The 12,674-nt window shown below is 67.8% G+C and carries 13 protein-coding genes; 7 read left to right on the top strand and 6 right to left on the bottom strand.

The genetic code is table 11. The annotated features are described in order from the left end of the window. Position 1 precedes the first annotated feature (1 nt). Complete coding sequence (gene phnH / locus AC30QB_RS07355) at positions 2 to 619, bottom strand: phosphonate C-P lyase system protein PhnH (protein WP_489545542.1); 618 nt, start codon at positions 617 to 619, stop codon at positions 2 to 4. After that, on the bottom strand, positions 616 to 1,086 hold the full coding sequence (gene phnG / locus AC30QB_RS07350) for a phosphonate C-P lyase system protein PhnG (RefSeq protein ID WP_489545541.1): 471 nt from the start codon (positions 1,084 to 1,086) through the stop codon (positions 616 to 618). The genes phnH and phnG overlap by 4 nt, the downstream gene beginning before the upstream one ends. 67 nt (positions 1,087 to 1,153) lie before the next feature. Between phnG and phnF the strand changes: the two genes are divergently transcribed. Genes phnF through AC30QB_RS07335 form a run of 3 tightly spaced genes read left to right on the top strand, consistent with a single transcriptional unit; the run spans position 1,154 to position 3,170 of the window. Next, positions 1,154 to 1,912, top strand: a complete 759-nt coding sequence (gene phnF / locus AC30QB_RS07345) for a phosphonate metabolism transcriptional regulator PhnF (RefSeq protein WP_489545540.1) — start codon at positions 1,154 to 1,156, stop codon at positions 1,910 to 1,912. Continuing rightward, the gene (locus AC30QB_RS07340; RefSeq protein ID WP_489545539.1) at positions 1,909 to 2,583 is read left to right on the top strand and encodes a DUF1045 domain-containing protein; all 675 of its coding nucleotides are present in this window, start codon (positions 1,909 to 1,911) and stop codon (positions 2,581 to 2,583) included. Before phnF ends, AC30QB_RS07340 begins: the two co-directional genes overlap by 4 nt. Next, positions 2,580 to 3,170, top strand: coding sequence for a ribose 1,5-bisphosphate phosphokinase PhnN (locus AC30QB_RS07335; protein ID WP_489545538.1), 591 nt, complete (start codon positions 2,580 to 2,582; stop codon positions 3,168 to 3,170). Before AC30QB_RS07340 ends, AC30QB_RS07335 begins: the two co-directional genes overlap by 4 nt. Here the strand turns inward: AC30QB_RS07335 and AC30QB_RS07330 are convergent. From AC30QB_RS07330 to AC30QB_RS07315, 4 genes are all read right to left on the bottom strand, one after another. After that, positions 3,158 to 4,336: an ABC transporter substrate-binding protein gene (locus AC30QB_RS07330; protein WP_489545537.1), complete on the bottom strand. Its 1,179-nt coding sequence runs from the start codon at positions 4,334 to 4,336 to the stop codon at positions 3,158 to 3,160. The genes AC30QB_RS07335 and AC30QB_RS07330 overlap by 13 nt on opposite strands. A 246-nt stretch (positions 4,337 to 4,582) precedes the next feature. Next, on the bottom strand, positions 4,583 to 5,341 hold the full coding sequence (locus tag AC30QB_RS07325; protein WP_489545536.1) for a LytR/AlgR family response regulator transcription factor: 759 nt from the start codon (positions 5,339 to 5,341) through the stop codon (positions 4,583 to 4,585). Then, positions 5,328 to 6,365, bottom strand: coding sequence for a sensor histidine kinase (locus AC30QB_RS07320; RefSeq protein WP_489545535.1), 1,038 nt, complete (start codon positions 6,363 to 6,365; stop codon positions 5,328 to 5,330). The genes AC30QB_RS07325 and AC30QB_RS07320 overlap by 14 nt, the downstream gene beginning before the upstream one ends. Before the next feature lie 50 nt (positions 6,366 to 6,415). Continuing rightward, a complete protein-coding gene (locus tag AC30QB_RS07315) occupies positions 6,416 to 7,393 on the bottom strand; it encodes an alpha/beta fold hydrolase (RefSeq protein ID WP_489545534.1) in 978 nt (325 codons plus the stop codon). 243 nt (positions 7,394 to 7,636) lie between these two features. Here AC30QB_RS07315 and AC30QB_RS07310 point away from each other — a divergent pair, with 243 nt between their 5' ends. The 4 genes from AC30QB_RS07310 (at position 7,637) to AC30QB_RS07295 (ending at position 12,651) form a co-directional block, all read left to right on the top strand. Further along, positions 7,637 to 8,911 (top strand): GTP cyclohydrolase II, encoded by a 1,275-nt coding sequence (locus AC30QB_RS07310; RefSeq protein ID WP_489545533.1) that lies wholly within the window; start codon positions 7,637 to 7,639, stop codon positions 8,909 to 8,911. Between the two features lie 150 nt (positions 8,912 to 9,061). Then, positions 9,062 to 10,294, top strand: coding sequence for a URC4/urg3 family protein (locus AC30QB_RS07305; RefSeq protein ID WP_489545532.1), 1,233 nt, complete (start codon positions 9,062 to 9,064; stop codon positions 10,292 to 10,294). Positions 10,295 to 10,312: 18 nt separating this feature from the next. After that, positions 10,313 to 10,948 carry a uracil phosphoribosyltransferase gene (gene upp, locus AC30QB_RS07300; RefSeq protein ID WP_489545531.1) on the top strand — a complete coding sequence of 212 codons (636 nt, stop codon included), beginning with the start codon at positions 10,313 to 10,315 and terminating at the stop codon, positions 10,946 to 10,948. A 182-nt stretch (positions 10,949 to 11,130) separates the two neighbouring features. Continuing rightward, entirely contained in the window at positions 11,131 to 12,651 is a 1,521-nt protein-coding gene (locus AC30QB_RS07295) for an ice-binding family protein (protein WP_489545530.1), read from the top strand. Positions 12,652 to 12,674: the final 23 nt, after the last annotated feature.

The following is a 12,674-nucleotide window of genomic DNA, read 5'->3' as shown; positions in this document are numbered from 1 at the left end:
GTCAGGCGCCTTCCAGGGTGATGAGCGTGGAGCGCGGCACGCCTATGAGTTGAGATCCGCACACCAGCAGCAGGTCAATGCCGCGGGGGAACTGCGGCTGCATCGCGATGCGCTGCTGCCAGAACTTGGGCGGCAGGCCGCACAGGCCCATGCGCTGCTCGTGCTCGATGCCGGGGCCTGTCAGGCGCAGGCCGGTGCCGCGCTCCAGCGCCAGGCTGCCGGTGTCGACGATCAGCGTACCGCCTTGTTGCGGCACCTCATCAGTGCCCAGGCGCAGGGTGTCTAGCCTGGCATCGCTCGCCCGCACAGCAACGAAATCGGCTTGTGCCGTGTCGTCTGCGCGTTGCACGCCGGTGTGGAAGCGGCAGTACATCCAGGCCGCGTCGCTCGCCAGCGGGTCGGCCAGGTGCAGTGAGGTTTCGGTGTCGAGCAGGGTCAGCAGCAGCGCGGTCAAACCACGGGACAGCGGCGCGGGCGCCTGCAGCCCATCGCTTGCGCTCAGTGTCTGCAGTCGGCCCGGGCGCGACAAGGCTTCGAGCACGCTGCGAAACACCGCTTGTGAATCGTGCGTCGCATCGGCAAAGCCGCGCGGCATGGTGGCGAGCAACTCGGCCGTCATGCGGTCGCCTCCGACTGAAGTGTGTAGAACGAGACCTTGCTCGCCGCGTGGCGCGACCGCTCGTCGGCTTGTGCGGCGGCGCGCGCCGCGCGCAGCGGTGCGATCACCTCGGCCAGCAGGCGCGCGTGCAGCGAAGGCTGCTGCAGCAAAGCGTCGAGCTGCGCCACCCAGCGCACGCGTTGTTCATCACGGCCCAGCACATGCCCCACACCGGCCGTGGCGTGCCCCGCCATTGACACACGGGCGATGCAGCGCGTGAGCGTTACCTCGCCCAGGTTGAATCGGTCACCGCGGTTGGCAATGCGCGCTCGCACCAGGGCCAGCCCGGTCTCGGGCTCGCGCAACCAGTCGAAGCTTTGGGCGGCAAGCAGGGCTTCGGCGCGCTCAGCCAGTGCTGCGCGGGGCGCATGGGCCAGCACCGCGAGCCAGGCCTGGCGATCGGCTTCGGTGAACAGGGGCTTGGTCATGCGGATGTCATCTAGATGACTGTAGGATGAGGGCCAGTATCAGGCAAACCCGTGACAGATTCTTGACATGACCCTCACCACATCGTCCCTTCCCGCCGACGAGACCGGCCTGCTCGCGTCGCCGCGCCGCTGGGAAGCCATTGCCGCGGCGCTGCGCCATGACATCGCCGAAGGCCGCCTGCAACCCGGCGAGCGGCTGCCCAACGAGACGCTGCTGGCCTTGCGCTTCGACGTGAATCGCCACACCTTGCGCCAGGCCGTGCAGTCTTTGGCGCGCGAGGGTTTCGTGCGCGTGGCTCACGGCAGCGGCACTTACGTGCGCGAGCTGGTGCTCGACTACGCCTTGCAGCGCCGCACCCGCCTGTCGCAAAACCTGGCGGCCGTGGGCGAGACCGCACAACGCGAGCTGCTGGCGCATGAGCTGGCACACGGCGGCGAGTGGGCGCGCGAGCTGGGCATCGGGTCGCGTGGCCGCTTGCAGATGATGTACACCCGCGCCTGTGTGCGCGGCCGGCCGGTGAGCCTGTCGACAGTGGCCTATCCGCTGCCTCGCCTGGCCGGCATGGTCGAGGCGTTTGAGGCCACGCGCAGCATCACCGCTGCGCTGAGGCGGCTGGGCGTGGCCGACTACACCCGTGCGCGCAGTGTGGTGTCGTGCCGGCTGCCCACGCCGGCCGAGGCCGATGCGCTTGCGCGGCCGGCCACGCAGCCCGTGCTGGTGGTGCGCTTCGTCAACGTCGATGCGCAGGGTGCGCCGGTGGAGGCGGGGTGCACGCTCTTTGCCTCGGATGCGATCCAGCTCACGGTCGAGCCTGAAGCCACATGAGCGCGCGTTACGCTGCTTACTACACGCCAGCGCCGCGCCATGCGCTGTGGCATGCCGGCTGCGACTGGTTGCAGCGCGACCCGTCGGCCGATGAAGCGCGGCCACCCACGCGTGCCCATGTGGGCCAGCCCTGGCGATACGGCTTTCACGCCACGCTCAAGCCCCCGATGCGCCTGGCCCCGGGCCGCGATGAAGCTGGCCTGCGTGCCGCATTGGTGCACCTGGCCGCGCGCACACCGCGCTTTGCGATGCCGGTGCTGTCAGTCCAGTGGTTGGGTGCGTTTCTCGCGTTGCGCCCGGTGGCCTTGCTGATGCCCACTCACCCGCTGCGTCAGCTGGCCGACGCCTGCCTGACCGAGCTAGACCCCTGGCGCGGCGAGTTGTCAGCGCCAGAGTTGCAGCGCCGCCTGGCCGCGCCGCTGAGCGAGGCTGAGCGCGGGCTGCTGCAGCGCTACGGCTACCCGCACGTGCTCGGTCAGTGGCGCTTTCACATCACGCTCTCTGACGCTTTGCCGGAAGACACCGTGCTGCGCGGCCAGATGCATGAGATGGCCGCGCAGCACTTCGCTGCCGCGCTGAGTCAGCCACTCGAGTGCGACGCCATCAGCCTCTTCATCGAGCCCGCCGCAGGCGAACCCTTGCGCCTGCTGCAGCGCTACCCCTTGGCATGACGACCTGGCCTCACATTGCGCACAGCGAGCGGCTGGTCGTTGTCGTTGGCCCCTCGGGTGCCGGCAAAGACAGCGTCTTGCAGGCCTGGGCGGCCTTGCGCGGCGAGGGCGATGCGGTGGTGCACCTGGCGCAGCGTGTCGTCACGCGCCCACCCGAGGGGGGTGCCGAGCAGCATGAAGCGGTGAGCCCCGAAGTGTTTGCAGCGCTGCAGGCGTCACACGCATTCGCCACCGCATGGCAGGCCCACGGCCTGGGCTACGGCGTGCGCCACCGCGAGCTTGCGGCCTTGGGCGCGGGCGAGTGGGTGGTGCTCAACAGCTCTCGCGCCCACCTGCCTACCTTGCGAGCGCAGGCGCCGCGCATGGGTGTGGTCGAGATCACCGCATGCGCCGCGTTGCGGGCCGCGCGGCTGTCTGGCCGCGCACGCGAAGACGCGGCCTCGGTCGCTGCGCGCCTGCAGCGCGAGGCACCCGCGCCGCAGGCCGACCTCACACTCATCAACGACGGGTCACTGCACGAAGCGGCCCAGGGCCTGCACCGCTGGTGGTTGGCCCGCCGGGCTGCATCGGGCACTCAGCGCATGTAGCGCCCGCCCGGGCCCACGATCACCGTCTCGACGAACCTTGAACCGTGGTGGTTGGTGGCGCTGAAATCGAGCACATAGCCGCCGATGTCCACCCTCTTCATGCGCTCGAGCGTCGAGACCAGCGCCTGCGATGTGATCGACTTGCCGGTGCGCGCCAGCACCGCCAGCAGCACACGCATGTTGAGGTAGCCCGTCAGGTGGTCGTAGTCGACCGGGTGCTTGGCTTCTTCCATTGCGCGGTTGTAGTCGCGCATCAGCGGCGTGGTCTGGCGCCACGGGTAGGGGATGGTGACGGTGTAGGCCAGGCCGCGCGCGTCGTCTCCCAGCGCATCGAGCAGTGCCTTGGCATTGGCGACCGACGGGCAGTAGATCGGCGCGCCGACGATGCCGCGCGCCGCCTTGATGAAGGGGAAGATGCCGGTGCCGAAGGCCATCATGATCACCGCCTGCGGGCTGCCCTTGGCGATGGCTTGCGCGGCGGCCACGGCATCGGTGCCGGTGATTTCGAGCGAGGCGCGGCTGACGATGGACACGCCCATCTCCTTGGCCACCTCTTCCACCACCGGCACCATCAGCTGGCCGAAGGGGTTGTTGCTGTAGACCAGGCCGATGCGCGAGCGCTGCAGCGTCACTTGGTTGCGGATCATCTGCACCACCTCGTCGCGGTAGCTCGCGGTGGTGGTGAAGAAGTAGGGGTGCTGCTTGGTGCGCAGGCTGGGTGAGCCGGTGTACACGCCAATCAGCGGCACCTTCTTCTCCAGAAGCAGGGGCAGGCTCGCCGCCACGCCGGCTGTGCTGCCCAGGCCTGAGAGTGCGACCACCTTGTGCTCGTCGATCAGGCGGGTGACATTCTCGACGCACTTGCGAGGGTCGTAGCCGTCGTCGAGCTTCACCAGCTTGACCGGGCGGCCGTTGATGCCGCCCTTGTCGTTGATCTCTTTCAGCGCCAGGTCTTGCCCTTCCAGCAGCACGGCGAACGAAGGTGCGGCGGGCCCACTGAGAGGCACGCTCTGGCCAATGACGATTTCACCGGAGTCAGCGCCCGCCCCAGGCGCGGCCAGGGCGGCGGTCGTGGCCACAAACGGGGCCGAGACGGAAGCGGCCAGCAGCGACAAGGCATGGCGGCGCGAAAGGCGAGCGGTAGGGCTGAAGGGGGTCTGTGGCATTTTTAATCCAAACTAGAAAACACGCTCGCAGTCTGCTTCACTTCAGCCCAGCTTGTGCACGCTGCCGGTGTGCAACTTTTCGCACTTGCGCTTGTTTTACATCTTGATGAGGGCCGCGCCCTCGGCCGTAGCGGCCCGTTTCAACGCGGCACCTGCAGACGCTGAGGATTGGTGGCCGCCCGATGGGTAAGCCGCGCCCTGTGGCGTCGCCCTCCCTGGGTGCGCGCAGCCAGGCATCTGCGCGGGCTACATCTGCCGAAACAGATGCGCGTACGCACGGCTCACCGCCAGCTGCTCGGCACGGCCCTTGAGCTGCAGATTGGCACCGCCGGCCAGGTTGCGCGTGACCGATTCGATGCAACGCACGTTGACGAGCGTGCTGCGGTGAACCTGCCAGAAGCGTTGCGGGTCGAGCTGCTCGGCCAGCTCGCGGATCGAGGTCTTGATGAAGGCTTCGCCGTCGGCCGTGACGACCCGGGTGTAGCGCTCGTCAGCCTGGAAGTAGCGCACCTCATCAACGCTGATCAGGCGCACCGTGTTGCCTTGCGAGGCCTTCACCCATTCCAGATGGCGTGCGGCCGCTGTGCCTTGCAGCGACTTCGCCATCTCGCGAAACAAGGTCTGCATGCCGGCCGGCACGGTGGCGAGCAGAGCTTGCAGCCGGGCCACTGTTTGCGCGAGGCGGGTGTGGTTGAGTGGCTTGAGCAGGTAGTCGACGGCACCGCGCTCGAAAGCGTCGACTGCATGTCGGTTGTAGGCGGTGACGAAGACGATGCGCGTGGGGCTCACGGCCCGTTGCGCCACTTCCAGCCCCGACAGATGCGGCATGCGGATGTCGAGAAAAGCCACGTCGGGACGGTGCTCTGCCAGGGCCGCAAGGGCTTCGTTCCCGTCGGCGGCTTCTGCGCAGATGCGGGCTTCAGGCCACAAGGCTCGCAGCCCGTCGCGCAACTGCTCGCGCAGCAGCGTCTCGTCTTCAGCGATCAGCAACTTAGGCGCTGGCATGGGGCACGCGGATGGTGGCTACAAGGCCGCCCGATGTGGGCGCTTCCAGGCTCAGCCTGGCGGCACTGCTGTAGAGCGCCATCAGCCGCTCGCGGATGTTGGTGAGCCCCACACCGGGCGCAGCGTGGGTGTCGAAATTGCTGCCGTCGTCGCTCACGTGCAGCGCCAGCCAGCCCGGCCCGCTGCTCGCGGCCACGTCGATGCGGCCATGTGGCCGGTCACCCAGGCCGTGCTCGACGGCGTTTTCCACCAGCGACAACAGCATCATGGGCGGGAAGGGCACCTCGAGCAGCGCCTCGGGCACCTCGAGGCGGCAGGCCAGGCGGGCGCCCAGGCGCACCTGCATGATGTTGAGGAAGGCACGCGCCATGTCGACCTCGCGGCCCACGGTCGAGTGGCTTTCGCGCATGTCGGGCAGCGAGGCGCGCAGGTACTGGTTCAGGTTTTCCAGCATGGCGTCGGCCGCGGGCGGGTCGGTGGCGATCAGCCGTTGCACGCTGGCCAATGTGTTGAACAGGAAGTGCGGCTCCACCTGGGCTTGCAGCAGCTGCAGCCGCGCTTGCACCACCTGCTTTTCGAGCAGGCGCTCGCGCGCCTCGTGCTGCGCACGGTCGGCTGACTGCCGCTCGCGCAGCGCGATGACGAAGGCCATGGCGGCGCCGATCACCAGGCCCAGCGTCACCAGCGAGCCCAGGCCGTGGCGGCCCGATGGCGACTCGATCAGGCTCAGCGGGTCTTGCGGCTTGAAGGTGGACAAGAGCAGCGTGACCACCACCGAAGCCAGCAGCACGGCCGTGGCATTCAGCGCAGCAGGCGGCACCAGGCTTTGCCGCAGGTTGCCTGCGACGGTGAGCGCCAGCGCGATGGCAAAAGCAAACGCCAGGCTGCCACCCAGATAGCGCGGGAAGAGCGCGAGCGACATGGCCGGCACGCACAGCAGCCCGGCCGCGGCCAGCGCCACGCTGACGGTGAGCGCGAGCCGGCGCGCATCGAAGCCACGTGTCAGTTCACGCAGCACGGTCATGGCTTGGAGGCAGAGGTGTTGCGCGCACGCGGACCATCGTACAGGCCGGGTCAGCGCTGGCTGGTGAGGAAAGCGAGGATGGCGTCGACCGTGCGTTCGGGGGCTTCCAGCGGCGGGAAATGGCCCACGCCGTCGAGCACCACCAGCCGGTGCGGGCCGGTGAATGCGGGCTCTGCTTTTTCATAACGGGCCAGGCTGAACACGCCGTCGAGCTGGCCGGCGATGACGAGCGAGGGCACCGTGATCGGCGCTTGTGCGAGGCGGCGATCCAGCCCGCCGCCCTGCGCCAAGGCCCAGTAGTAGCCCAGGGCTGCTTCGACAGCACCGGGTGCGCGCAGCGTGGCCTTCACGTCGGCCATCACTTCAGGCGGTGGTGTGTAAGTGGGTGACCAGCTTTTGTAGAGGCGGTCGACGTGTGCGAAGTCGTGGCTCCAGAACAGCCGCGTCGCCCACGGCAGCTGGTAATAGACAAAATGCGGTGCCTCCCAGAAGAAGCTGCGGTCGCCCGCCAGGCCGAGTGGGTGAGGCACGGCAATCGCCACCAGCTGCTTGATCTTGCCCGGCTGTTTCGTGGCCACCGCGTAGGCGGCCGACGCACCCCAGTCGTGGCCCACCACGATCGCGCTTTGTTCGCCGAAAGCGGCGATCAGCGCGATCAAATCCTGGCCCAGGCTGGCGACGGCGTAGCTGCCATCGGCGGGAACCGCGCTGGGCGCGTAGCCGCGTGAGTACGGCGCGACCACGCGGTAGCCCGCGGCCGCCAGACGGTGTTGCACGCCGGCCCATGAGCGCGCGGTCTCTGGGTAGCCGTGCAGCAGCAGGATCAGCGGGCCTGTGCCTTCTTCCAGGTAGGCGAAGCGCAGACCGTTGGCTTCGATGAACTTCACGTCGGCCGCAATCGTCACGGCTTGGATCGACGAAGCGGGCCGCGCGCCCAGCTCGAGGCTGGTGCAAGCCAGCAAGGTCAGGGCGACCAGCGCCATCGCGGTGACGGCGGCCAGGCGGCGGAGCAGGGGCTTGGGTTTCATGGACGCGGCTCAAAGGGTTGTGAGGCTTCCCACGGTAGGGAACGGGTGGCCCGCTGCCCAGCGCGGAGCGGGCCGGCGGTGAAAACCGCGTGCCGGCCTGTCGAAAGCAGAGGGCCGATGGCGAGGCGTGACGCTTGTCGCAGATCAGGGCACGGTGTTTGCATTCACCTGGCGGCACGCTATTTCCCGCGTTGCAACGGCGTATGCTCGATCGCGTCGTGGACCCAAGAAGGAGCGACGTTGATGAGCACAGACATGCCGGGCGAGGCCAAGGTCAACACCAAGCACATACGCCTCACCTCACACCCTGGGCAACAGGGCGCGAGTGGCGCACCCACCATCAGCTGGGGCGCGGCCGATCCACAAAAGCGCGGCCCGGTGGTCGGCACCACCACCAACCGCAGCCAGCGCAACGTGGTGGGCACGCACAGCGGCAGCTACGGCATCTACCGCGCACTGGCCGTGGCGGCGGGCAACCTGACCAAGGGCCACCGCGCCGACCTGACCAACACCTCGCCCACCAGCCCCATCGGCCCGTACCCGCAGTGGAGCGACCCGCACCGCATCGTCTCGATCGACCCGTGGGGCGCCATCCCGGGTGAGGTGTATGCCGAACATCTGGCGCAGGGTTACGACATCCGCCCCACCATCGCGGTGACGCAGGCGCATGTGCACCTGCCCGAGATCAAGCAGGCCATCGCCTTCCAGCGCCTGAAGCCCGATGGCAAATACCTGCTCGAAGATGCGTCGGCCATGGTCACCAAGGTGGCCATCGAGCCGGTGTGGTGGATTGAAGGGGTGGCCAAGCGCTTCAACGTGAGCGAGGCCGACCTGCGCCGGGTGATGTTTGAAGAGACCGCCGGCATGTACCCCGAGCTGGTGACGCGCAGCGACATCGGCATCTTCCTGCCGCCCATCGGTGGGCAGACGCTCTATATCTTTGGCGACCCAAGCGACCTGGCCGACCCGAGCGTCACGCTGACTGCGCGTGTGCACGACGAGTGCAACGGCTCCGACGTGTTCGGCTCCGACATCTGCACCTGCCGCCCCTACCTCACGCACGCGATCGAAGAGTGCGTGAAAGGCGCGCAGCAAGGTGGTGTGGGGCTCATTGCCTACAGCCGCAAAGAGGGCCGCGCGCTGGGTGAAGTCACCAAGTTCCTGGTCTACAACGCACGCAAGCGGCAAGTGGGCGGCGACAGCGCCGACAAATACTTTCTGCGCACCGAGTGTGTGGCCGGTGTGCAAGACATGCGCTTTCAAGAGCTGATGCCCGACGTGCTGCACTGGCTGGGCGTGAAGAAGATCCACCGCCTGGTGAGCATGAGCAACGACAAGTACGACGCCATCACCGGCAGCGGCATCGAGGTCGGCGAGCGCGTGAAGATCCCCGATGAGCTGGTGCCGGCCGATGCCAAAGTGGAGATCGAGGCCAAGATTGCGGCGGGTTACTTCACCGATGGCAGCGTGCCTGATGACGTGAAGCTGGCGGCCACCAAAGGGCGCGACCTTGCCTGAGCATGCCTGCGTTGTGGCTGAGCCTGTCGAAGCTCATCTCGGCACGGCAACAGGCCCTTCGACAGGCCCAGAGAGCGAGAGTTTTTTGAGTTCCAGTCGCCAACCCCGAAATCAAACAGCTCTCACTGTCTCAGAGCGAACGGAGTAAGCATGGCGGCCGACAACCTTTCCATCACCTCGCCTCTTCGCTCCACGGTCACCATCCGCGAGCGTTGCCGCAACATCCTCGCCGCGGTGGAAGAAGGCCGCTCACGCCATTTCACCCTGCACCGCAGCCAGCTCGACGAAGTGGCGCGCCGCGTCGAGCACGTCACGCGGCAGAACTACCCTGGCCTGCGCATCCCGTACCACAGCCGCTGGCGGCATTTCGAAGCCGGTGGCGTTGACCGCAAGGCCGAGCTTGACGCGCAACTCGCCGGTCGCGACCCCAGCGCACAGGCGCGCGCGCGCATCGACCTCACGCTGGTGAGCGTGCTGCTCGACGCTGGCGCTGGCCCGCAGTGGCGCTATGTGGAGTCGCAGAGTGGCCAGACATTTGCCCGCTCTGAAGGCCTGGGCGTGGCCAGCTTTCGTGCCTTCATGCAAGGCCGCTTCTCGTCTGACCTGCGCGACCCCTACCGTGTGGATGCCGCCGCGCTGCAGCAAGCCGATGCCGCCACGCTGGCCGAGGTGTTTCAGGTGCGCCCCGACAACCCGCTGGTTGGGCTCGACGGCCGGGTGGCCTTGCTGCAGCGGTTGGGCAGCGCGATGAGGGCGCAGCCCGAAGTCTTCGGCACCGAAGGCCGCCCCGCTGGTTTGTTCGACGCCCTCACCGAACCAGGAGAAAGCCCGCGTCTGGCTGCCCCGCGCGTGCTGCAGGCGCTGCTCGATCACCTGAGTCCCATCTGGCTCACCGGCAGCCAGCTGCAAGGCGTGCCGCTGGGCGACTGCTGGCCGCACCCGCTCGCCGGCGGCACCGGCATCACCGCAGGCTGGGTGCCGTTTCACAAGCTCAGCCAGTGGCTCACCTACTCATTGCTCGAACCCTTCGAGTGGGCTGGCGTCACGCTGACCGACATCGACGGCCTGACCGGCCTGCCCGAGTACCGCAACGGCGGCTTGCTGCTAGACGCGCGCGTGATCGCGCCCAAAGACTCGACCTTCTCTACACGCAGCTACACCGCCGCAGACGAAGCCATCGTCGAGTGGCGCGCGCTCACCGTGGCGCTGCTCGACGAGCTGGCGCCGCTGGTGCGCGATCGGCTGAACAAGAGCGCTGACGAGATGCCGCTCGCCTGCATCCTCGAAGGCGGCACCTGGGCCGCCGGCCGCGACATTGCGAAGACGCTGCGCGAAGGTGGCAGCCCACCGCTGAAGATCGAGAGTGACGGCACTGTTTTCTGACCCTCGCAACGGAGCCCTATGAGCACAGCCCCAGTCCATCACATCACCCACCCGCTGATCCAGCACAAGCTCACGCTGATGCGCGAGAAAGACCGCAGCACCAACAGCTTTCGGCGCCTGCTCAACGAGATCAGCCTGCTGATGGCCTACGAGGTCACGCGCGACATGCCCACGCAGCTGATCGACATCGAAACCCCGCTTGAGAAGATGCGCAGCCCGGTGATCGACGGCAAGAAGACGGTGTTCGTGAGCATCATGCGCGCGGGCGGCGGCTTTCTGGACGGCATGCTCAACGTGATCCCCGGTGCGCGCATCGGGCACATCGGCCTGTACCGCGACCCCAAGACGCTGGTGGCGGTGGAGTACTACTTCAAGATGCCGCACGACATGCACGAGCGCGACGCCATCGTGCTCGACCCCATGCTCGCCACCGGCAATTCGGCGGTGGCCGCGGTCGACCGGCTGAAGGAAACCAAGCCGCGGTCCATACGCTTCGTGTGCCTGCTCGCCGCACCCGAGGGGCTGAAAAACTTCACCGAGTCGCACCCCGACGTGCCGGTGTACGTGGCCGCCATCGACCGCGAGCTCAACGAGCACGGCTACATCGTGCCGGGCTTGGGCGACGCGGGGGACCGCTTGTTCGGCACCAAGTGAAACCGCTCGCCGGATGGGTGATGTTGTAGGTGTCCGCCTACCGACAGGCAACGGTGTAGGCGAGCGCCTACCTCAAGACGCGCCGTGCTCGATGCGCCAGCGCACGAACGCTTTAGAACTGCAGAGGCTACAAACGAACACCGTTTTCTCGCGGTGCCGCGCTTGCGCAACGAAAGCCTCTCATGAACTCGATTCCCTTACCCTTGTACCGCTCGAAGGTCTGGCTTGCGCCCGCGCTGCTGGTAGTCACCCTTGCCACCGGCTGCGGCGGCAGCAGCCTCGACCCGATCCTGGGCACCCCCGGTGTGGGCACGGTGCCCACCGTCACTGCAACCACTCCGCTGAACAGCACGCCGGCCGTCACCGGCGTGGCCACCAACAGCCGCGTGTTTGCGACCTTCAGCAAGCCCATGCAGGCGTCGACGGTCAACGCGACGAGCTTCACCGTGAATTGCCCGGCTGCCACTGCCGTGGCAGCAACCGTCGCCTACGACGAGAGCACCCGTGTCGCGACCTTGACGCCCACGGCCGCGCTGCCGGTGAGCACCACCTGCGTGGCCACCGTCAGCACTGCTGCGCAAGACACCACCGGCATCGCACTCGCCGCCAACTACCAATGGAGCTTCGTGACCGGTTTCGCCGGTGACAGCACGGCGCCCACCAGCACGGGTGTGAACCCGGTGGCTGGCAGCACCGGCGTCTGCCGCACAACCACGGTCTATGCGACCTTCAGTGAGGCGATGGACCCGGCCTCGGTCAACGGCAGCACCTTCACCGTTACCGCGGCGGGCGTGCCCGTGGCCGGCACGGTGAGCTACGACGCTGCGACCCTGCAGGCCCGCTTCGTGCCCAGCAGCCCCACCGGCTTTGCCTCTGGCGCCACCTTGGTCGCCACGGCCTTGTCGGGCCCCACCGGCGTGAAAGACGTGGCCGGCAACCCGCTGGCTGCCGACGTGACCTGGAGCTTCACCGCTGGTGCACAGGCTTGTACCAGTGGCGTCAACCTGCGCACCGCGGCGGCCTACGGCGCCTTCGGCGGCACGGCAGGGGTCACCAACCAGGGCATCAACACGGTTGTGGGCGGCAGCGTCGGCAGCACCGCGGCATGCACACTGATCACCGGCCTGCACGATGCAGCCAACGTCTACACCGAGACGCCGTTGAACATCGGTGCGGTCAGCGGTTCCATCACCTGCGGCCCGCCCGCACCCGGCACCGCCACGACCTTGGCCGCGGCCACTCAAGCCCGCGCCGATGCGCAGACGGCCTACAACGAACTCGCCGCCCTGCCGGCTGGCAGCGACCCCGGCGCCGGCCAGCTCGGCGGGCTGGTGCTCGCCCCTGCGGTGTACACCGCGGCCGGTGGCACCTTTGCCGTCACCACGGGCAACCTGACGCTGGATGCGCAGGGTGACGCCAATGCGGTGTGGGTGTTCCAGAGTGCCGCCGCGCTGACCGTGGGCCTCACGGCCACGCCGCGCAGCGTTCTTTTGATCAACGGTGGACAGGCCAAAAACGTGTACTGGCAGGTCGGCAGCGCAGCGCGCATTGAAGACGGCAGCACCATGGCGGGCACCATCATCGCGCCCGCCGGTGTGACTGTCTCGACCGCTGGGCAGACCGCGCAGACCACCCTGACCGGCCGTGCCATCGGCCTCACCGCTTCGGTGACCTTGGTCAACACCACTGTGGTGGCGCCATGAGCTGCGATCCCACTTCACATGCC

It is taken from the genome of Rhizobacter sp. (genome assembly GCF_046595475.1).
Lineage (GTDB): Bacteria > Pseudomonadota > Gammaproteobacteria > Burkholderiales > Burkholderiaceae_C > Rhizobacter.
This window is presented reverse-complemented; position numbering and strand designations above follow the sequence as displayed.

What these genes read in the sequence shown, in the direction of transcription:
- AC30QB_RS07325 (WP_489545536.1), bottom strand. Translation starts at nt 5,341, where the DNA reads ATGCCAGCGCCTAAGTTGCTGATCGCTGAAGACGAGACGCTGCTGCGC.
- AC30QB_RS07340 (WP_489545539.1), top strand. Translation starts at nt 1,909, where the DNA reads ATGAGCGCGCGTTACGCTGCTTACTACACGCCAGCGCCGCGCCATGCG.
- AC30QB_RS07335 (WP_489545538.1), top strand. Translation starts at nt 2,580, where the DNA reads ATGACGACCTGGCCTCACATTGCGCACAGCGAGCGGCTGGTCGTTGTC.
- AC30QB_RS07330 (WP_489545537.1), bottom strand. Translation starts at nt 4,336, where the DNA reads ATGCCACAGACCCCCTTCAGCCCTACCGCTCGCCTTTCGCGCCGCCAT.
- AC30QB_RS07320 (WP_489545535.1), bottom strand. Translation starts at nt 6,365, where the DNA reads ATGACCGTGCTGCGTGAACTGACACGTGGCTTCGATGCGCGCCGGCTC.
- upp (WP_489545531.1), top strand. Translation starts at nt 10,313, where the DNA reads ATGAGCACAGCCCCAGTCCATCACATCACCCACCCGCTGATCCAGCAC.
- AC30QB_RS07310 (WP_489545533.1), top strand. Translation starts at nt 7,637, where the DNA reads ATGAGCACAGACATGCCGGGCGAGGCCAAGGTCAACACCAAGCACATA.
- AC30QB_RS07295 (WP_489545530.1), top strand. Translation starts at nt 11,131, where the DNA reads ATGAACTCGATTCCCTTACCCTTGTACCGCTCGAAGGTCTGGCTTGCG.
- phnG (WP_489545541.1), bottom strand. Translation starts at nt 1,086, where the DNA reads ATGACCAAGCCCCTGTTCACCGAAGCCGATCGCCAGGCCTGGCTCGCG.
- phnH (WP_489545542.1), bottom strand. Translation starts at nt 619, where the DNA reads ATGACGGCCGAGTTGCTCGCCACCATGCCGCGCGGCTTTGCCGATGCG.
- phnF (WP_489545540.1), top strand. Translation starts at nt 1,154, where the DNA reads ATGACCCTCACCACATCGTCCCTTCCCGCCGACGAGACCGGCCTGCTC.
- AC30QB_RS07315 (WP_489545534.1), bottom strand. Translation starts at nt 7,393, where the DNA reads ATGAAACCCAAGCCCCTGCTCCGCCGCCTGGCCGCCGTCACCGCGATG.
- AC30QB_RS07305 (WP_489545532.1), top strand. Translation starts at nt 9,062, where the DNA reads ATGGCGGCCGACAACCTTTCCATCACCTCGCCTCTTCGCTCCACGGTC.